General features: G+C 59.7%; 17 protein-coding genes. 2 read left to right on the top strand and 15 right to left on the bottom strand.

Translation table 11 applies throughout. The annotated features are described in order from the left end of the window. Positions 1–97 precede the first annotated feature (97 nt). The 10 genes from HD598_RS03950 to ffh form a co-directional block, all read right to left on the bottom strand. On the bottom strand, positions 98–424 hold the full coding sequence (locus HD598_RS03950) for a DUF2469 domain-containing protein (protein ID WP_071893443.1): 327 nt from the start codon (positions 422–424) through the stop codon (positions 98–100). Continuing rightward, entirely contained in the window at positions 421–1,188 is a 768-nt protein-coding gene (locus HD598_RS03955; RefSeq protein WP_183663974.1) for a ribonuclease HII, read from the bottom strand. The genes HD598_RS03950 and HD598_RS03955 overlap by 4 nt, the downstream gene beginning before the upstream one ends. Continuing rightward, positions 1,185–1,877 (bottom strand): signal peptidase I, encoded by a 693-nt coding sequence (gene lepB / locus HD598_RS03960; RefSeq protein ID WP_260170483.1) that lies wholly within the window; start codon positions 1,875–1,877, stop codon positions 1,185–1,187. Before lepB (HD598_RS03960) ends, HD598_RS03955 begins: the two co-directional genes overlap by 4 nt. Further along, on the bottom strand, positions 1,858–2,550 hold the full coding sequence (gene lepB / locus HD598_RS03965; protein WP_183663976.1) for a signal peptidase I: 693 nt from the start codon (positions 2,548–2,550) through the stop codon (positions 1,858–1,860). The genes lepB (HD598_RS03960) and lepB (HD598_RS03965) overlap by 20 nt, the downstream gene beginning before the upstream one ends. A gap of 15 nt (positions 2,551–2,565) precedes the next feature. Continuing rightward, positions 2,566–2,928: a 50S ribosomal protein L19 gene (gene rplS / locus HD598_RS03970; protein ID WP_071893439.1), complete on the bottom strand. Its 363-nt coding sequence runs from the start codon at positions 2,926–2,928 to the stop codon at positions 2,566–2,568. Between the two features lie 208 nt (positions 2,929–3,136). Further along, positions 3,137–3,955, bottom strand: a complete 819-nt coding sequence (gene trmD, locus HD598_RS03975; RefSeq protein WP_183663978.1) for a tRNA (guanosine(37)-N1)-methyltransferase TrmD — start codon at positions 3,953–3,955, stop codon at positions 3,137–3,139. Further along, positions 3,955–4,500 carry a ribosome maturation factor RimM gene (rimM, locus tag HD598_RS03980; protein ID WP_183663980.1) on the bottom strand — a complete coding sequence of 182 codons (546 nt, stop codon included), beginning with the start codon at positions 4,498–4,500 and terminating at the stop codon, positions 3,955–3,957. Before rimM ends, trmD begins: the two co-directional genes overlap by 1 nt. 122 nt (positions 4,501–4,622) lie before the next feature. Further along, positions 4,623–4,868, bottom strand: coding sequence for an RNA-binding protein (locus HD598_RS03985; RefSeq protein WP_071893436.1), 246 nt, complete (start codon positions 4,866–4,868; stop codon positions 4,623–4,625). Continuing rightward, positions 4,868–5,308, bottom strand: a complete 441-nt coding sequence (gene rpsP / locus HD598_RS03990; RefSeq protein ID WP_183666569.1) for a 30S ribosomal protein S16 — start codon at positions 5,306–5,308, stop codon at positions 4,868–4,870. Before rpsP ends, HD598_RS03985 begins: the two co-directional genes overlap by 1 nt. A 250-nt stretch (positions 5,309–5,558) precedes the next feature. Continuing rightward, positions 5,559–7,121, bottom strand: coding sequence for a signal recognition particle protein (gene ffh, locus HD598_RS03995; RefSeq protein ID WP_183663982.1), 1,563 nt, complete (start codon positions 7,119–7,121; stop codon positions 5,559–5,561). A gap of 126 nt (positions 7,122–7,247) precedes the next feature. On the opposite strand from ffh, the gene HD598_RS04000 reads away from it, so the two are divergent. Further along, positions 7,248–8,663, top strand: coding sequence for a glucose-6-phosphate dehydrogenase (locus HD598_RS04000; protein WP_183663984.1), 1,416 nt, complete (start codon positions 7,248–7,250; stop codon positions 8,661–8,663). 81 nt (positions 8,664–8,744) lie between these two features. On the opposite strand, the gene HD598_RS04005 is transcribed toward HD598_RS04000, so the two are convergent. The 4 genes from HD598_RS04005 to ftsY form a co-directional block, all read right to left on the bottom strand. Then, positions 8,745–10,364: an FG-GAP-like repeat-containing protein gene (locus tag HD598_RS04005; RefSeq protein WP_183663986.1), complete on the bottom strand. Its 1,620-nt coding sequence runs from the start codon at positions 10,362–10,364 to the stop codon at positions 8,745–8,747. Positions 10,365–10,575: 211 nt separating this feature from the next. Further along, on the bottom strand, positions 10,576–10,914 hold the full coding sequence (locus HD598_RS04010; protein WP_071893433.1) for a P-II family nitrogen regulator: 339 nt from the start codon (positions 10,912–10,914) through the stop codon (positions 10,576–10,578). Further along, the gene (locus HD598_RS04015; protein ID WP_071893432.1) at positions 10,911–12,215 is read right to left on the bottom strand and encodes an ammonium transporter; all 1,305 of its coding nucleotides are present in this window, start codon (positions 12,213–12,215) and stop codon (positions 10,911–10,913) included. The genes HD598_RS04010 and HD598_RS04015 overlap by 4 nt, the downstream gene beginning before the upstream one ends. 176 nt (positions 12,216–12,391) lie before the next feature. Beyond that, a complete protein-coding gene (gene ftsY / locus HD598_RS04020; RefSeq protein WP_183666571.1) occupies positions 12,392–13,588 on the bottom strand; it encodes a signal recognition particle-docking protein FtsY in 1,197 nt (398 codons plus the stop codon). 69 nt (positions 13,589–13,657) lie between these two features. On the opposite strand from ftsY, the gene HD598_RS04025 reads away from it, so the two are divergent. Beyond that, positions 13,658–14,869 (top strand): MFS transporter, encoded by a 1,212-nt coding sequence (locus tag HD598_RS04025; protein WP_311538945.1) that lies wholly within the window; start codon positions 13,658–13,660, stop codon positions 14,867–14,869. A gap of 40 nt (positions 14,870–14,909) precedes the next feature. Here HD598_RS04025 and smc read toward each other — a convergent pair whose 3' ends face one another. Beyond that, positions 14,910–18,449, bottom strand: a complete 3,540-nt coding sequence (gene smc, locus HD598_RS04030; protein WP_260170484.1) for a chromosome segregation protein SMC — start codon at positions 18,447–18,449, stop codon at positions 14,910–14,912. Between the last annotated feature and the right edge of the window lie 169 nt (positions 18,450–18,618).

The raw sequence follows: 18,618 nt of genomic DNA on the forward strand, positions 1-18,618 counted from the left end.
CACGAGCGCCATGGAGCCAGAATGTGGAAAAGGGACCGCCGCACCGAGTGCAATGATCCCTTGTGGGTGAAACGCGTGCGAGTTTTGTCTAACTCACCTAGTTCCCCAAGCTTCCATCTTTAGGCAACGTCAATTCATCATTCTTGGAGATTTCTTCCACGTTGACGTCCTTGAACGTGATCACACGGACGTTCTTCACGAATCGCGCGGTCCGGTACACGTCCCATACCCAGGCGTCCTGCAACGTCAGGTCAAAATAGACTTCGCCGTCCGCTGACCGCGCCTGGAGATCCACGGAGTTCGCCAGATAAAACCGACGTTCGGTCTCCACCACGTAGGTGAAGAGATTGACGACGTCTTTGTACTCGCGGTAGAGCTGAAGCTCCATATCCGTCTCATAGTTTTCGAGATCTTCCGCACTCATGAGTCCTCCTTGAGAGTTTTCGTGACGCCTTTGAGCCAAGTCACCCGGTGAAATTCCGTCACGCCGAATTCTTCGATTCCCGCGTAGTGCCCGCTACTTCCGTACCCAACATTCGACTCCCAACCATACTCCGGATGGGCGGTCGCTAGCTCACGCATGTAGGCGTCTCGCTCCACTTTGGCGAGCACACTCGCCGCCGCCACCGAAGTACAGTCGCGGTCTGCTTTGGGACGCACCTGAACGTCGAGGTCCTCCACCGCTAGCCCCAGCTCCCGCAACCAGGCATCGGGACGCGAGCCGGCGTCGTCGTCCGCTAAAACGTCAAAAAGTGAGTCTTGATGCTTACCTGAGGTGAGCCAATTGAAACTGCCGTCCAACAGAATTCGCAAGCGACCGCTCGAAATCAGTTCTGCAAGTTCTAGGTCGGCGCTCATCGCCTGTAGCGCTTGAAGTCCGGCTCGACGCAGGGCTTCCATGATGCCGAGCTCGTCCACGTCGCGGGCGCTCACGCTACCGACGCCGGAGGCAACGCCCCAGCGCCTCACCTTCTCGTACATCTCCTCGCGCTGCGGTCGCGTCATGAGCTTGCTGTCACGTACGCCAGTCAGGGCGGTGGCCCGCAGCGGGTGGATTGCGACCATCCCAACGCTGACCGGGCCCGCAATGGCGCCGCGGCCCACTTCGTCGCAGCCAATGACGAGGTCGATTCCTTCACGTCCCCACGCGCGTTCTACACGAAGTGACGGCTTGCTCACGGTGCTCATGCGGGTACTCCCCAGCGCTCGACCGGCCAGAACACGACGTTCGCGCGTCCCACCACTGAGGTAGCGTCAACGAAGCCGCCATTGACGTCCGTGTGGAAGCGTGAGTCGGCGGAATCGGACCGGTTATCGCCCATGACCCACAGTTTTCCTGCGGGAACAATGACGTCAAAGGCTACTTGTGATGGCCACAGTGCCTCGGGTAGATACGGTTCGGTGAGCGCCTCGCCGTTCACCATGATGGGACCGGCGCCGCCGTCGTGGCTTACGCGATCTCCGGGCAGCCCAATAACCCGCTTCACAAGGTATTGATGAGGATCCTCAGAGGCAAGACCCACGAACTGCAGGGCGTTCGTCACTGCTGAATCGGTCTGCTCCGGTATCGCGGGCAACCACTGTTGATCATCCCGGAATACGACGACGTCACCCCGGTTCAGTTGCACCGGATCGAATCCAATAATCGCCACGGCAACGCGATCACTGACCTGAAGTGTAGGCTCCATGGATTCGCTTGGAATGTAGAAGGTGCGGAATACGAAGGTTTTCATGAGGAACGCCAACACCACGGCAACCGCCAGAATGATGAGAATCTCACGCAGCGCTGATTGCCATGCGGGACGTTGGGCTCGTTTTTCGGCAGAAGCGTTCTCTTCAGGAACCCGCGCCGCGCTCTCAACCATGGGCTTGGTCATCTACGAGCTCTCGCGAAGTGGCGGACATCGGAAGCGAGGCAACATGTCCTGCGCGTTCCCACGGCAAAATGATGCGGTCCACTCTGCCAATCACGCGGTCCACGTCAATCATGCCGCCACCGGGACGTCCCAAGAGTGCGCGGGAGTCCTCGGAAATAGAGCGGTGATCGCCCATGACCCAGATGCGGCCCTCGGGAACAATCACGTCAAACTTCTGCTCACTGGGCGCATCGTCTGGATAAAGATAGTCCTCGGTCAGCGGCTCACCGTTGAGGGTCAGTTTTCCGTCAGTGCCGCAACAGCTAACACGGTCCCCACCCACACCAATCACGCGCTTGACGAAGAGCGTGTCATCGCCGGCGAGTCGGACGGATTGAAGAAAGTCCAGAACCAGATTTGAATCTCCGTAGGAAAGCATGGAACCGCGGCCATCGAAGACCACCACGTCGCCGCGTTGAATGGGTTCGGATTGATAGGCCAGCCGGTTGACGGAAATCCTGTCATCGACACCCAGCGTGGGTTCCATGGAACCGGAACTCACATAAACGAAGTCAATGATGGTCGCCCGCACAATGATCGCGATCACGGCGGCGAGGGCGAGGATTAAAACGCCGAGGCGCCACCCCCGAAAGAGAGAGCGGCGCCCCGAGCTGGCAGAAAACTGCTCTGCCATAAACTACTGCGTTCCTTACTTGGCGGTTGCGCCGAAGTCACGCTTCTCGCGGATGCGAGCAGCCTTACCGTGGCGATCGCGCATGTAGTAAAGCTTGGCACGACGAACGTCACCACGGGTTACGAGCTCGATCTTCTCGATCACTGGGGAGTGAACGGGGAACGTACGCTCAACGCCAACGCCGAAGGAAACCTTACGAACGGTGAACGTTTCGCGAACGCCGCCACCCTGGCGACCCAACACGAAGCCCTGGAACACCTGAACACGGGTGTTCTTGCCTTCGATGATGTTTACGTGAACCTTAACGGTGTCACCAGCGCGGAAGTCTGGAACATCGTTGCGCAGGCTAGCTGCGTCCAAAGAGTCAAGAATATGCATAGTGCTACTCCTACGAGGCTGCCGCCAGTCAACCTTCGCTATCGCGGTTCGTCGCAGGGCTGCTCAGAGCCCAGCAATTATGCTGACCACTTAACGTGGATGCTGCGGAACCGAAGTGAAGTTCCTAGTCGATCGAATGATCTTCTAGTGTCTTAGCAGGTGATTCGTTTCCCCTCGCGGCAGGAAGCGACGTGCCAAGCACAGCTTCCTATTCTGCCATACTTTCGGGCTTCGGTACGAACCGATCGCCTTCGATCATGTACCCTGCGTGCCACAACAAATCGCGGTCTTTGCGGTTGGTGGTGGCGGGGTCAATGTCGAGAATCAGCTCGGGACGGCGCTGGGCCGTGCGCGTGAGCTGAGCTTCGCGACGGAAACGAGCAATCTTTCCGTGATTTCCAGACAAAAGCACCTCGGGGACCTCAAGGTCCCGCCACGTTGAAGGCTTGGTGTAGACGGGGTATTCCAAGAGTCCGTCCTCGTGAGATTCCTCAACGAGCGACTCTGGGTTGCCTACTACTCCGGGGATGAGTCGGCCGATAGCCTCGATCATCGCCAGCACAGCCACTTCTCCCCCGTTGAGCACGTAATCGCCCAAGCTCACGGGGAGGACACGGAACTTATCCGATGCCCATTCGTAGACGCGCTCGTCGATTCCTTCGTAACGGCCGCACGCGAACACCAACTGCTCCTCGTGGGACAACGCCCGCGCGAGCTGCTGGTTGAAGACGTGGCCGGAAGGCGTGGGGATGATCAAGACGGGCAAGGATGGATCCTCGACCGCGGTATCCGTTGCTTCACCTGGCAGCACGCTCTCGAGAGCGAGAGCCCACGGTTCCGGCTTCATGACCATGCCGGCGCCGCCGCCGTAGGGGGAATCATCCACGGTGCGGTGCACATCAGTGGTGAAGTCACGCAGGTTGTGCGCGGTGAAGTTCAGGAGTCCAGCTTCACGGGCCTTGCCCAGCAAGGACACATCGAGGACGTTGAAGATCTCCGGGAAAATCGTGATCGCATCAATGCGCATTACTGTTCCTCAAGCCCATCGTCCGGAACGGAGTCGCCCTTGTTGACGGTGAAGAGTCCGTCAGGCGGCGTGAGGCGCACAAATCCGCCCTCAAGGTCCACCTCAGGCACGATCTGCTCTACGAACGGAACGAAGACCTCTTCGCCTTCGTTATCTTCCACCACAAGAAGGTCCTGCGCGGTACCCGTGCGAAGTCCAGTGACCTTGCCAACGACGGCGTCACCAATGCGAACTTCAAGGCCCTCAAGCTCGTGCTCGTAGTAGCCTTCGGAGTCGTCTTCTTCCACTTCTTCAGTATCGAAGTACAGGAAAGTTCCGCGTGCGGCTTCGGCGTCGTTACGGCTGACGATTTCCTCGAAAGCCACCACCAAAATCTCTTTATTCCAGCGGGCGCCTTCAACCGTCAAGTGCGGGTGTGCGCTGTTCTCGGCTTCCAGGACGGTACCGGGAGCGAAGCGGGATCCGGGATCGTCTGTCATGACTTCGACAGTCACTTCGCCGCGGATTCCGTGGGGCTTGCCGAGTCGGGCAACGCGAACGCGCATTTTTCTTCCTTGCGGTCAGTGGGTAAGTGGTTAAAGTACGACGGCGGCTTGGTCACCTTATCGAGGTACCAAACCGCCGTCTACATTACTTGAGAGAAGCTCTCTCGCGGTGCCGTTCGTTGTTAGTTCGAACGACGATCCGTATCAACTACGTCAACACGAACTCCGCGACCACCATCAAGTGCAGCTACCACCGTGCGCAAAGCACGGGCAGTGCGACCCTGACGGCCAATCACACGGCCAAGATCCTCCGGGTGCACGCGAACCTCAAGGGTTTCACCGCGGCGACCGTTGCGGACCCGCACGTCAACCTCATCAGGAGCGTCAACAATGCCACGGACCAAGTGATCGAGAGCGTCAGCCAACATTAGTTAGCCTCTGCAGCTTCTTCAGCCGGTGCTGCTTCTTCAGCGGCAGGAGCTTCTTCAGCTGCTTCCTCAGACTTGTCAGCCTTCTTGGTGATGGCTTCTGGAAGAATGACGGAGCCCTTTTCAGGTGCAACGAAAGCTTCCTTGGCAACCTTGGTCTTCAAGGTGCCTTCCTGGCCTTCGATGCCCTTGAACTTCTGCCAGTCACCAGTGATCTTGAGGATCGCTGCAACCTGCTCGGTTGGCTGTGCGCCAACGCCGAGCCAGTACTGAGCACGCTCGGAGTCAACTTCGATGAACGAAGGCTCCTCGGTTGGGTGGTACTTGCCGATTTCTTCGATCGCACGGCCATCGCGCTTTACGCGAGAATCCATGACGACAATGCGGTAGTACGGTGCGCGCATCTTGCCGAAGCGCTTCAAACGGATTTTTACGGCCACGGTTGTGGTCACTCCTGTTTCTGTAAAAATTGCCGAACCAGCCGTTCTGCTCCCGTGGGGCGGGCCATACTTGGGGGTTCTAAGGACAAGATGATCACACGGAGAGAGGGGCCGTTGTCATCGAGTACCTGTCTATTATGCCAGAAAACTCGCAACTACGCGTACATCATCTCCGTGCGATTCGCCCCACTTTTCCAAGCCCGTCCCGAACTCGTTCTAAATTCGGTTCCGAGGTCCGGAAGAAGTGGGTCTATTTGCCGAGGAACTTATCGAATCCCTTAGGAAGATTCAATGCTGACGGATCAAAATCCTTCGGGATTCCCTGACCAAAAGCTGCACCGCTAGGAGCCTGCGCCTTCTTGTTGGCTGCTTCCTGAGCGGCCTGTGCAGCCTTGGCTGGGTTTCCGAACTTCTGCTGCTTCTTCTTGTTGCCACCCTTTGCGGCGCCCTTCGCCGGGCGACGTGCGCCTCCTGGCATACCTGGCATGCCCCCGCCTTGAGCGAGCTTCTTCATCATCTTTTGCGCTTCACCGAAACGCTCCAGCATCTGATTCAGCTCGGAGACGGACACGCCCGAACCCTTGGCGATACGGGCACGACGGGATCCGTTGATGATCTTCGGAGCCACGCGTTCGTGAGGGGTCATGGAACGAATCATCGCTTCGATGCGATCCATCTGGCGATCGTCGAACTGCTCAAGCTGCTGCCGAGAAATAGCGGCACCTGGCATCATGGCCAGCATCTTCTTGAGCGAGCCCATCTTCTTGATCTGCTGCATTTGGGCCAAGAAGTCATCGAGAGTGAAGTCCTCGCGATCCACAAACTTCTGCGCCATGCGCTCGGCTTCGCCCTTGTCCCACGAGCGCTCCGCTTGCTCGATGAGCGTGAGGATGTCACCCATGTCAAGGATGCGGCTGGCCATACGGTCCGGGTGGAACACCTCGAAGTCGTCCAGGCTTTCACCCGTGGAGGCGAACATGACCGGCTTGCCCGTCACGGAGGCAACGGACAGGGCCGCGCCACCGCGAGCGTCGCCGTCCAGCTTGGACAGCACAACGCCCGTGAATTCCACGCCCTCTTGGAAGGCCAGCGCCGTGTTGACTGCGTCCTGACCAATCATGGCGTCGATCACGAAGAAAACTTCTTGAGGCTTGATGGCATCGCGGATATCTCGCGCTTGCTTCATCAGCTCGGTGTCCACACCGAGGCGGCCAGCGGTATCGACAATCACGATGTCGAACTGCTTCTGGCGTGCTTCGGAGACACCGTTGCGGGCGACGACTACTGGATCGCCGGTAGCTTCTTCAAACTCGGAAGAAACACCTGGGTGCGGTGCGTAGACAGGAACGCCGGCGCGCTCACCGTTGATCTGGAGCTGCTTCACGGCGTTCGGACGCTGCAAGTCACAGGCCACCAGCAAAGGGGTGTGCCCTTGAGCTTTGAAGTGCTTTGCAAGCTTTCCTGCGAGGGTGGTCTTACCGGCACCTTGAAGGCCGGCCAGCATGATCACGGTAGGGCCGTACTTGGCCATCGTGATGCGGCGGGTCTCTCCACCGAGGATCGTGACGAGTTCTTCGTTGACGATCTTGACCACTTGCTGGCCCGGGTTCAAGGACTGGCTCACCGTCTCTGCGAGCGCACGTTCCTTCACGGCGGCAGTGAACTCCCGCACCACGGGCACCGCGACGTCAGCGTCAAGAAGCGCGCGTCGAATCTCGCGGACGGTGCCGTCAACGTCGGCTTCCGTGAGACGACCCTTGCCACGAAGGTTCTTGAACGTCGCGGTCAAGCGATCAGACAGTGAGTTAAACACAGTGAATTGTGCTTCCTTGTTGTTCTCGGTACACGGCACAGATGGTTCGCTGAAGGAACCGTGCCGCAATAGGACTCAGCATTCTAGGTTACCAAGTACAGAGCGCTCCCGTGGCAGAGTAAGCACGTGAGCACTTCAACAAGCACCACAGCGATCAAAACTCTCTTGATTCTAGGAGCCTCCGGCGACCTCACGCAGCGACTCCTGCTGCCCGGTCTAGCGAGCCTTCTCGCCACCGGCAAGGTTGAGCATCTCAACCTCAAGGGCGTCGGTTCGGCGGACGTCAGCGCGGAAGAATTCTCTGAGCGCGTAGCCAAGACCTTCGCTCCGCAGCTCGAGGACGCCCACACCACCGAAGCGGGACGCAAGGTTCTGAGCGAGACCCAAGCTGCGTCGTCGTACGAAGTAGCGGACGTCACCGCCCCCGGAGAATTGGGCCGGCTCATCTCTTCCGTCCCCGGCCCGGTCGCCGTGTTCTTCGCGCTTCCGCCAGCGATCTCGGAGAAGGCGCTGGTCGCGGCGACCCCCGAGGAACTTCCCGAGGGCACCACCTTGGTGATTGAGAAGCCGTTCGGTTCCAGCTTGGAGTCCGCGAAAGCGCTCAACCAAAAGCTCACCCGTTTGGTGCCCGAATCCCGGATTCACCGCGTGGATCACTTCCTCGGCAAATCCACCGTGCTCAACATTTTGGGTTTGCGCTTTGCGAATCGTCTGTTGGAACCGTTGCTCTCCGCGGAGCATGTGGCCAGCGTGCAGCTCGTCTACAACGAGGAGCTCGCGCTCGAGGGCCGCGCCGGGTACTACGACAAGGCCGGAGCCCTGCGGGACATGATTCAGTCCCATTTGCTGCAGATCATGGCTCTGCTGGCCATTGACGCGCCGAGCACGCTCGGTGAACGAGACTTGCGAGACAAGATTTCTGAAGTCCTGCGCGCCACGCGCCTCAAGAATGAGCCAGCCGTCGCGAGCCGCCGCGCCCGGTACACCGCCGGTACTTCGATGGGACGCGCCATTCCTGGGTACGCCGAGGAAGAGGGCGTAAATCCCGCTCGTCAGACCGAGACGCTCGCCGAAGTGGATCTGAACATCAACAACGTGCGTTGGAACGGCGTTCCGTTCACGCTTCGATCCGGCAAAGCCATGGGCGAGGTACGCAAGGAAGCCATCATCACGTTCAAGCCGGTGAGTTTCTTGCCGGACGGGTTCACCGGGTGCGATAGCCCCACAATGCTGCGGATCGGGTTTGGGCCGGACACCCTTGCGATTGATCTGGATGTCAACGGTCCCGGCGATCCGTTCCACCTTGACCGCATCACGGTGGGGGCCGAGCTCAACAAGTCCGGCATGCTCCCCTACGGCGAAGTCCTTTACGGCGTACTCAACGGGGATCCTACGCTCTCTGTGCGCGCGGACGCCGCCGAGGAGTGCTGGCGGATCGTCGAGCCCGTACTGGCCGCATGGGAAGCCGGCGAGGTCCCCTTGGATGAGTACCCGGCGGGTTCCTCTGGGCCGGACGCGTGGGCGTCGTCGCACCAGAATTAAGTACGACGACGCAGCGTGCCTCCCAGCGCGGGCTCAGTCCGGAGTTGGTTCAGTCCGGAGTGGGTTCAGTCCGGACTTGGCTCAGTCGAGTGAATTCATGACGTTCCAACCGGTGCTGACGAGGGTTCGCGTTCCGAGCTTGCCCGCTCCAGTGCCGGGATAGAGGTAAAGCTCGCCCGTGGAGCGTCTCGCCAGCAGGTCCGGTTTGCGGTCACGGTTGAAGTCTCCGCTTCCCACGAGTTCCGTCATGACGGACCAGCCCGCGCCGATCTGAGTTCGTGCACCGAACCGACCGGTTCCAGTGCCCGGGTAGAGCCACAGTTGTCCGGTGGAGCTCTGGAGCGCAATCAGGTCAGCTCGGCCGTCTCCTGTGAAATCGCCGGTGGAGACAATGTCGCGCATGACCTGCCATCCGGTTCCCACCGTGATGCGGGACTTGAAGCCTCCGGCGCTGTTTCCGGGATACACGTAGAGGGTTCCGCCGGTGGTTCTGGCTACGAGGTCAACGTTTCCATCGCCTGTGAAATCACCTTGGCCACTCAGCCGATTAATGTTGCCCCACGCGGAACCAATCTTGATCCGGGGCTGGAACGTACCCACCCCCTTGCCGCGGTACAGGTAAAGATCACCGGTGGAATTCAGCCGCGCGATCACATCCGCCTTGCCGTCTCCATTCCAGTCCCCCACCGTGGTGATCAAGCTCATGGAGTTCCAGCCGGATCCAACGGTTACTCTGGAATTTAGTGTGCCGAGGCCGTTGCCTGGGTAGACGTAGAGAACGCCGGAGCTTGAGTGCCGCGCCAGCAGATCGTTGGTGCGGTTTCCGGTGAGGTCTTTGTCCCCGAAGAGCTCGGTGTGCGAAGGTGTAGCCGGCGTACCGAAGGAGTAGCCGGGGCATGTCCTGTCATAGTCTCGCGTGGTGTTGTACCACTGGGACAGCAGGACCTTTCCGCCAGAGAAGCTGGCCTGCGTGCACCGGTCTAACGCTTCGGTGGGATAGTCCAAGGTTCCGGCGGTAGCCCACACGGGGACGCCCGGAGCGCGCCACGAGGTGACGATCTCCTTCCAGCCGTTGGTGTAGGAGTAGAAACCGTATTTGTAGCCGCGATCCCGCAGCGCCCGCATGTACCCTTCCACCACGGCCCTGTTATTGGCAGAGGCTGCGGGTGTAGTGGCCGCTGGCCACGGTTGCTTAGGCCGCGGTTCAACATCGATCCAAACCGTGCTTGGTTTCCACCCGATCCCAGCAAGTGTGTTGGTGGCTTCAACTGCTTGACGGTATCCCATGTTAGCTAGCCGGGCTTGAAGGCCGGTGCCCTTCCACGGCCCGCTGCTTCCGTAGGCGGTCAGCTGTGCCGCCGTGGGATAGGTGGCCATTCCGTAGGCCTGAGCTGGTTTTCCGCGGTCTTTGGTCCACTGGTACTGCCGAGCGATGCAGGGGTTGGTGGTGAAGCCCAGACCATTGGTCAGGCCGATTACCACGAATTGGGTGGTGCTCGGCGGCATGGGTAGCGCAAACCCACCTTCCGCCACCGTGCATTGCGGCCATGAGATGTCGTGGCCGAAGAGGTCCTCGGCTGCTGCAGGCGGTGCCGCTGGAAGCGTTGCTATCAAGGCTGAGGCGCTGAGGGTGGCGAAGAGTTGCCGAACTGCTTGCCACCGCGAACGCTGACGCGCCGGGGCGGCTGTTACTGCGGACATCACGGTTCTCCTTGAGAGAGTGCTACGACGCGTCGTTGCGTCGCGAAGGAACACCTACCATGCATTGTCCGCCCAAAACGGCTCGAAGAATAGGGCGTTAAAACATTTGATGCCGGATCGCAGGGAGGTGCGATCCGGCATCAAATATAAATTATGAAATTATCGGCTTCCGTGAAGCTAATTCCTCACGTAAAGCTAGTGAGTAGCCTCGTTAGATTGCAGCTTCGGCGCGTTCGCCGGTTCGCACGCGAACCACTTCATCCACCGTGGTGACCCACACCTTGCCGTCACCGGCGCGGCCGGTGTTGGCGGTAGCGACGATGACATCAACGATGTCATCTACCCATTCGTTGGAAACCAAGATTTCCAGGCGGGCCTTGGGCAACAAATCGACTGTGTACTCTGCACCGCGGTAGACCTCGGTGTGGCCGCGCTGGCGGCCGTAACCGTTGGCCTGAGAGACCGTGAGGCCCTGGACACCATAGGACTCAAGTGCGTTGCGAATCTCATTGAGCTTGTCTGGCCGAACAATGGCCGTCACGAGTTTCATGCGGATGCTCCTTCCGAGCGATTGGTCAAGTGACCAGACGTTGCTGGGTGCGGTACAAACTGGCCAGTGGTGCCCAGTCCGCCGAATTCGTAAGCAGTTTCTGCGTGCTCGTAGTAGTCGATGCCAGCAATTTCTGCTTCTTCGGTGATACGAAGACCCATGATCTTCTGGATGATCGCACCAATGACCCATGTTGCCACTGCGGTGTAGATAACTGCTACTACCACTGCAACCGTCTGCGCAATCAACTGACCGAAGCCGCCGCCGTAGAACAAGCCACCGGCTGCTTCTTCGTTAGGAAGTGCAATGAAGCCCAAGGCGAGAGTTCCGACGATGCCGGAGACCAAGTGAACGCCAACAACGTCAAGCGAATCGTCGTAGCCCCACTTGTACTTGAGACCAACAGCGAGAGCGGAGAGGATACCGGAGACGATGCCCAGACCGATCGCGCCAAGCGGGGAAACGTCAGCACAGGCTGGGGTGATGGCCACGAGGCCAGCAACAACACCAGATGCTGCACCCAAAGAGGTGGGGTGTCCGTCGCGGATCTTTTCGGTAACAACCCAGCCAAGAACAGCTGCGGCCGGAGCCACAAGGGTGTTGATCCAGATCAGGCCAGCCTGCTCGGCCGTTCCTGCTGCGCCACCGTTGAAGCCGAACCAGCCGAACCACAAGAGTGCTGCGCCGAGCATGACAAACGGAATGTTGTGTGGGCGAAGTCCAGGGTCCTTGCCGAAGCCGCGACGCTTGCCAACAAGCAAGGCCAAGACCAAGCCGGCTACACCAGCGTTGATGTGAACTACGGTGCCACCGGCGAAGTCAATCGCTTCGCCAGCCCAGGAACCGATAGCGCCTTCAGCGCTAAGCAATCCGCCGCCCCATACCCAGAAGGCGATCGGTGCGTACACCACGGTCACCCAGACAGGAACGAAGACGCTCCAGGCGCCGAAGGACATACGGTCTGCAACAGCACCGGAGATCAGGGCAACCGTGATGATGGCGAACGTTGCGCCATATCCGATTCCGATCAAGTCTTCAGTTCCGATTTGTCCGGAGAGGCCGAACTGCTCGAAAGGCGATCCGAAGAGGCCTCCGATGCTGGTTCCGCCGCCTGCCATCGCGTTGCCCCACAGGACCCAGATAACGCTGACAATTGCGAGTGAGATGAAGCTCATCATCATCATGTTGAGGACGCTCTTTGCGCGGGTCATACCGCCATAGAAGAACGCCAGTGCGGGTGTCATGAGGAACACCATGGCCGCACAGACCATCATCCATACGTGGCTAGCCGAAATTTCCATCGCCTCGCCTTTCTCTTGAAGTACGTGATCATTACGTGCTTCAAGATTCAACGAGTTGTGTTTCCGCCGCCTGATTGTTGTGTTTCATTTTCGTGACGGAGGGCACTTGGGAGGTAAATACCGTGTTCCGGCGAGGTTTCTATTGTGTTTCGTGCACTTGTAACGTGGTTGTTTTTTTAGTCCACGAGGGCGTCTACGAAGCCCTGCGCATCAAAAGGTGCCAAGTCATCCGGGCCTTCGCCCAATCCGATCAGCTTGACGGGAACACCGAGCTGACGCTGGATGGCAACGACGATGCCACCCTTGGCCGTTCCGTCCAATTTCGTCAGGACGATGCCCGTGACGTTGACAACCTCGGAGAACACCTTGGCCTGGTTCAAGCCGTTCTGTCCGGTGGTGGCATCTAACACTAAGAGGACTTCATCCACTTCTGCTTGCTTCTCCACCACGCGCTTGATCTTTCCAAGCTCGTCCATGAGGCCCACCTTGTTTTGCAAGCGTCCCGCGGTGTCGATGATGACGACGTCTACTTCTTGCTCGATGCCGGCCTTGACGGCTTCGAAGGCAACCGATGCGGGATCTGCCCCGTCGATGTCGCTCTTGACGGTGGGAACACCCACGCGGGCACCCCAGGTGGCTAGCTGTTCGGCAGCGGCTGCACGGAACGTATCCGCAGCGCCCAGGAGAACATCCTTATCTTCGGCGACCAGCACGCGAGCGATCTTGCCAATCGTGGTGGTCTTGCCCACACCGTTGACGCCTACCACCATCATGATCGAGGGGCGGTTGTCGTGACGATCATCTGCGAGCGAACGGTCCATCGTGGGATCCACAAGCGCCAGCAGTTCTTCCTTGAGCAAAGTGCGGACGCGTTCTGGGTCGCGGCTACCTTCTACCTTGACGCGGCGTTTGAGGTTCTCCACCAGTTCGAGGGTGGGTTCAGTGCCAAGATCCGCCAACAGGAGCGTCTCTTCGATCTCATCCCAGACGTCGTCGTCAATCTTGTCCTGGGACAGTAGTGCCAACAAACCCTTACCGAGGGCGTTGTTGGAGCGTGCCAAACGCTCGCGTAGTCGGGCCAGACGGCCAAGAACGGGAGCCGGCCGCTCAACCTCGAGATCAACCTTGCCGCCCAAGTCATCGACGAGTTCGGTATCTTCATCCGTGATGGTTCCCGTGGATCCGGCGCCGGAACGGGGGCGCTCGAGGGTGTCGACCGAACCACCGGCAGAGGTCAGTGGTGGATCGTCCGAGTCGCGGGTGGACGTGTAGGTACCCGGAGGGGTCTTGCGGCCACGCAACAAGAACGCAGCTCCCACGCCTCCAATGAGTATGACGGCGGCAACAACAATGATGATGATCAACTGGTCCATAGGCACGAAACCAGCTTCTCATAAACCGGGATACACTCCGTAGCGATGAGTACTTCCAGAGTGAAAAATGTGCCGGTTTCAAAGCCCCCGATTCCGGCTCAGATCAAAGTCATCATTGTTGCTGCCTTTGTGATTGCGTTGGGCTTCGGCATCATTGCACCGATCCTCCCCCAGTTCGCTTCCTCTTTCGACGTTGGTCCGGCGGCTGCGGCAGCGATTGTCAGCATCTTCGCGTTGTTCCGGCTCCTCTTTGCACCGGTCAGCGGCAGGTTGACGGAGCGCTGGGGCGAACCCGCAACCTATGTGGTGGGCGTGAGCATCGTTGCCATTTCCACCATCTTGTGCGGCTTTGCCGCGAGCTACGGGCACCTGATGGTGTTCCGTGCGTTCGGTGGCATCGGCTCCACCATGTTCACGGTTTCCGCCATGGCACTGATCTCGCGTCTTTCTCCCGAGGAAATTCGCGGACGGATCGCTGGCCTGTATTCGGCCACGTTCCTCATCGGAAACATTGCCGGCCCCGTATTGGGCGCCGCTCTGGCTGGCTTCGGATACCGCCTAGCATTCTTCATTTACGGCGGGGCGCTCATCATCGCAGCGGCGACCGTCTTCGTCTTCCTGCAAGGAGTCGGTAAACGCCGCGTCAAGCGCACGGCAGACACTCGCCCTGTCATGAAACTCGAAGAGGCATGGGCCGTACCTGCCTTCCGCGCTTCGGTGGTCGCCGGCTTCGCTCACGGGTGGAACAACTTTGGCGTGCGCGTGGCAATCGTCCCGCTCTTCGCCGCAACAGCATTTATCCACGGTGACGCGATTGCCGGCTTTGCGCTGGCAATCTTCGCAGCCGGTAATGCCTTGGCCCTTACAGTGTCCGGAAAACTCTCCGACACGTACGGACGCAAGCTCCCCATCATGTGGGGACTGAGTGTTGGTGCGCTCGCCATGATTGCCATGGGGTACGTGACCAACGAAGTGGTCTTCATCGTCCTCTGCGCCATCGCAGGTGTGGGCACCGGAATCATGAATCCGTCCCTCATGGCCTCGGTCGCGGACACCGTCGGAAATGGCCGTAACGGCGGCCGCGTCATGGCCACTTTCCAAATGTCTCAAGACCTCGGAGCCATCATCGGCCCCGTGCTGGTAGGAGCCATCGCCGAGTATTCAAATTACTCATGGGGCTTCCTGATCACGGGAATCCTGGCTCTGATCGGCGCCGCCGCGTGGACACCTGTACGCCGAACCACCCTCGCCACGAAGGCTGAAGCACCTTCGAAGGACTAGGCCACGAAAGACGGCCTGAGAAAGACGAGGCGGAGAAAGGCTACGCGGAGACGTCTTCGTCCCGCGAGAGACGCTGACTCATCACAGCTGAAACGCCGTCGCCACGCATCGACACTCCGTAGAGCGCATCGGCAATCTCCATGGTGCGCTTTTGGTGCGTGATGATGATGAGCTGGCTGGACTCGCGCAGTTCTTCAAAGATGGTGATGAGACGGCCTAGGTTCGCGTCATCGAGCGCGGCTTCCACTTCATCCATGACGTAGAACGGCGATGGGCGGGCCTTGAAGATGGCCACCAGCAACGCTGCCGCTGTGAGTGAGCGTTCGCCACCGGAGAGCAATGACAAGCGCTTGACGTTCTTCCCCGCGGGTCGCGCGTTGACCTCAATTCCGGAGGTCAACACATTGTCCGGATCGGTCAAGGCCAATGAACCTTCGCCGCCGGGAAAGAGCCGCGCAAAGATGCGCTCGAATTCGCGTGCGGTGTCCGCATACGCTTCGGCGAACACTTCTTCAACGTGCCGATCCACGTCGCGAATCATTTCCAGCAGGTCCCGCCGGCTCGCTTGCAGGTCCGCGAGCTGTGTGGAGATGAACTGGTGACGTTCCTCCAACGCGGCGAATTCCTCGAGGGCCAAGGGGTTGACCTTACCCAGGGACGCTAGGTCCTTCTCGGCGCGCTTGAGCCGGGCTTCCTGTTCCGCCCGAACATAGATGCCGCCGTCAACAGGCTGATCGGGTCCGTAATTTTCCACGAGGTAGTCGGCACTCATGCTCAACTCTTCGAGAGCTCGCTCGGCCAGACTTTCGGTGCGGGCTCGCCACGTGGCGATCTCTACTTCGCCGTGGTGCACCACGTTCGCGGCCTCGGCTACCTGGGTGCGGAGTCCGTCAACGGTTTTCTGAACTTGTTGCACGTGAGCCTGCTGTGCGGCGGCTTGCTGCTCGGCATCCGCGAGCGCTGTCTCGGCTTCGAGCACGGATTCTCGCACGTGAGCGGCGATGAGTTCGGCGGTGGAGGCGACGTCGGCGGCGCGTTGAGCGCGCTGAATGCGGGCGGCGACGCGGCGTTGTTCTTCGGAGATCGCTATGCGTTCTGCGGATACTCGTCGTTTGGCTGATTCGAGGCGACCCGAGAGGTTCTTGACGATCTCCTCATGCCCGCGCAGGGCTAGTCGTGCATCGACTTCGGCGGCCCTTGCATGGGCGGCTGCGGCGGCGAGTTCGTCTCGCTTGAGCCGCGAGGGTTCTTCTGCTTCCTCGGCGGGTGCGGCTTCAGCTCGGTTGAGCCGATCTTGGAGTTCTCGAAGTTTCTCTTCTTCTTCGGCTCGGCGCAGCGCGTTGCGCTCTAGGGCGCCCGTTGCACGTTCGGCGTCGGAGATAGAACGGCGGATCGTGGCACCGAGCTGGGCGAGCCGTTCTTCGAGCGCCAGAATCTCGGCATCGGATTCGTGGAGTGCGGCAAGGGCTTCATCGCGCTGTTCTTGGGCTACGCGGTGGCGTTCGCTCAGGGACGCGAGCGCGAAGGCGCGCCGTTCGTGCGACGCGGTAACTTCTGCGGATTCCTGACGTGAGGAGTCGATGGCGTTCTTGAGTTCCAGCACACCGTGGCCAGAACCCGCCTGAGATAGCCCGGTGGCCGCGTAGGCTCGCGTCAGCAGCGCTCCCTGTCGAGTGATGACTCGCGCCTGAGGGTTGGCGGCGATGAAGTCCGCTGCCGCGTCCACGGAATCCGCGAGGTACGTATTCTCAAGCAGGATGACGACGACGCCGCTCAGCTCAGGCGGGATGCTGACGTGATCGAGGGCACGGGAAATTCCGTCCGCTTCGGCCAGTGTCGTAGTTGAGGTTTCGTCTTGCGGAATCAGCCAGAAGGCCGAGGAGTCTTCTGCGAGCGCTCGGCGCACCTGGTTGATCGCTGACGCCGAATCCTCTGCGATGAGTGCGCCCGCGGCTGGACCGAGGGCTACTTCTATCGCGAGTTCCCAGCCTGGGCTCACTGAGAGTGCGGCTGCGAGCTGTTGAGCTCCCTCGTGGTGTTGCGGGGTTTTCGGCAGTGCTCGTTCGAGGCTCTCTTCGAGGGCACCGATGCGTGCAACGAGCGCGGATCGCTTCTTCTCACTGGCTACCTGCTCGGCACGGAGAGCGGAGAGCTCTTCATCGAGGGAGGCGAATTGTGCCTCGGCCGCCTCATAGGTTTCATCAAGGTTGTTCTCCCCTGATTCCACCGTGACAGCGCTGTTCTCCAGCAGTTGGAATTCCTGTTCGGCGGTCACGCGGCGTTGGTTATTCTCCGCGAGCTCTGCGGTGAGTCGGTCCTCTTCGTCACATATCCCGGCGAGGCGCCCCTCGAGGGCCGCGATGGTTCCGCGAATCTTCGCGAGACCTTCACGGCGATCGGCCTGTGCACGCAAGGCGTTGGTGAGTCGCTTCTCTTCTTCGGCGGCCAAATGTTCGGCTGCGCCGCGAGCGGCAATGTGCTGCTCTAGGGCTTCTTGCGCTGCCTCGAGCTCGCCTTGTTGCGACTCGAGCTCGGCACTAAGGCGTTCTACGGCAGCTTCGAGCTGCGGCAGTTCGTCGCGGCGCGGGGACGCCTCTTGAGTGTGGAGTGAATTGGCGCGCTCTTGGCTGACAGCAACCAGAGCCGCATAGCGCTCAGCGAGTACTTTGAGCGCTTCGTGGGTGGCGCGAGCTGACTTCACGGCGGGGTTAGCGGCTTTGGCGTGTTCTTGCGCCTTCTGGAGCTCTTCGTGGGCGCTTGCAAGCTGACCTTCGAGGGTGGCGGCCGTAGCGGCGGCGGCTTCGCTGCGTTCCTCAAGATCCATCAGGCGGTCGATGGCCGTCTCGATGTCATCCGCCATGAGGCGAGCCTTGGCATCACGGACATCGAACTGAACGGTCTGAGCGCGCTTGGCCACTTCTGCTTGGCGGCCCAGCGGTCCCAGCTGTCGGCGGATTTCCTTGGTGAGGTCCTCCACGCGGTGCAGGTTGGTTTGCATGGCGTCCAGTTTGCGGACGGCTTTTTCACGACGGCGCCGGTGCTTGAGAATGCCAGATGCTTCTTCGATGAAGCCACGGCGCTCTTCAGGGGTGGCGTGGAGGACGCGGTCGAGCTGGCCTTGCCCCACGATCACGTGCATCTCACGGCCCAAGCCGGAGTCGGACAGCAGTTCTTGAATATCCAGTAGACGGCAGGGGTTGCCATTGATGGAGTATTCGGAGCCGCCAGTCCTAAACAGGGTGCGGGAGATCGTCACTTCCGAGTATTCGATCGGTAGCGCGTTATCCGAGTTATCAATGGTCAACGCAACGTGTGCGCGCCCAAGGGGAGACCGCGCCGTCGTACCGGCAAAAATTACATCTTCCATCTTGCCGCCGCGCAGGGACTTTGCGCCTTGCTCGCCCATCACCCAAGCGAGGGCGTCCACCACGTTGGATTTACCGGAACCGTTGGGACCTACGACTGCGGTGACGCCGGGTTCGAATTCAAAGGTCGTCGCCGAAGCGAAGGATTTGAATCCCCTAATCGTCAGGGTCTTGAGGTGCAATCTTCCGGCTTTCGTCACGGGTGGTATTGGCATTCAAGATACCGCGAACACTGCGGAATACCTCGCAATTCCGTGTGATATCCAACATCTGGTTCGTCGTTTCGATGCTCTAAGTTCACAGGAAACAGTGCATAGTTAAGAGAGTCGGTGCCCGTAACGAGCATTAGACTAAAGCTCTTGTGCAAGGTGAAAACGGATTTGA

The sequence above is a fragment of the Neomicrococcus aestuarii genome (assembly GCF_014201135.1).
Lineage (GTDB): Bacteria > Actinomycetota > Actinomycetes > Actinomycetales > Micrococcaceae > Neomicrococcus > Neomicrococcus aestuarii.

What these genes read in the sequence shown, in the direction of transcription:
- HD598_RS03950 (WP_071893443.1), bottom strand. Translation starts at nt 424, where the DNA reads ATGAGTGCGGAAGATCTCGAAAACTATGAGACGGATATGGAGCTTCAG.
- HD598_RS03955 (WP_183663974.1), bottom strand. Translation starts at nt 1,188, where the DNA reads ATGAGCACCGTGAGCAAGCCGTCACTTCGTGTAGAACGCGCGTGGGGA.
- lepB (WP_260170483.1), bottom strand. Translation starts at nt 1,877, where the DNA reads ATGACCAAGCCCATGGTTGAGAGCGCGGCGCGGGTTCCTGAAGAGAAC.
- lepB (WP_183663976.1), bottom strand. Translation starts at nt 2,550, where the DNA reads ATGGCAGAGCAGTTTTCTGCCAGCTCGGGGCGCCGCTCTCTCTTTCGG.
- rplS (WP_071893439.1), bottom strand. Translation starts at nt 2,928, where the DNA reads ATGCATATTCTTGACTCTTTGGACGCAGCTAGCCTGCGCAACGATGTT.
- trmD (WP_183663978.1), bottom strand. Translation starts at nt 3,955, where the DNA reads ATGCGCATTGATGCGATCACGATTTTCCCGGAGATCTTCAACGTCCTC.
- rimM (WP_183663980.1), bottom strand. Translation starts at nt 4,500, where the DNA reads ATGCGCGTTCGCGTTGCCCGACTCGGCAAGCCCCACGGAATCCGCGGC.
- HD598_RS03985 (WP_071893436.1), bottom strand. Translation starts at nt 4,868, where the DNA reads ATGTTGGCTGACGCTCTCGATCACTTGGTCCGTGGCATTGTTGACGCT.
- HD598_RS04005 (WP_183663986.1), bottom strand. Translation starts at nt 10,364, where the DNA reads ATGTCCGCAGTAACAGCCGCCCCGGCGCGTCAGCGTTCGCGGTGGCAA.
- HD598_RS04010 (WP_071893433.1), bottom strand. Translation starts at nt 10,914, where the DNA reads ATGAAACTCGTGACGGCCATTGTTCGGCCAGACAAGCTCAATGAGATT.
- HD598_RS04015 (WP_071893432.1), bottom strand. Translation starts at nt 12,215, where the DNA reads ATGGAAATTTCGGCTAGCCACGTATGGATGATGGTCTGTGCGGCCATG.
- ftsY (WP_183666571.1), bottom strand. Translation starts at nt 13,588, where the DNA reads ATGGACCAGTTGATCATCATCATTGTTGTTGCCGCCGTCATACTCATT.
- smc (WP_260170484.1), bottom strand. Translation starts at nt 18,449, where the DNA reads ATGCCAATACCACCCGTGACGAAAGCCGGAAGATTGCACCTCAAGACC.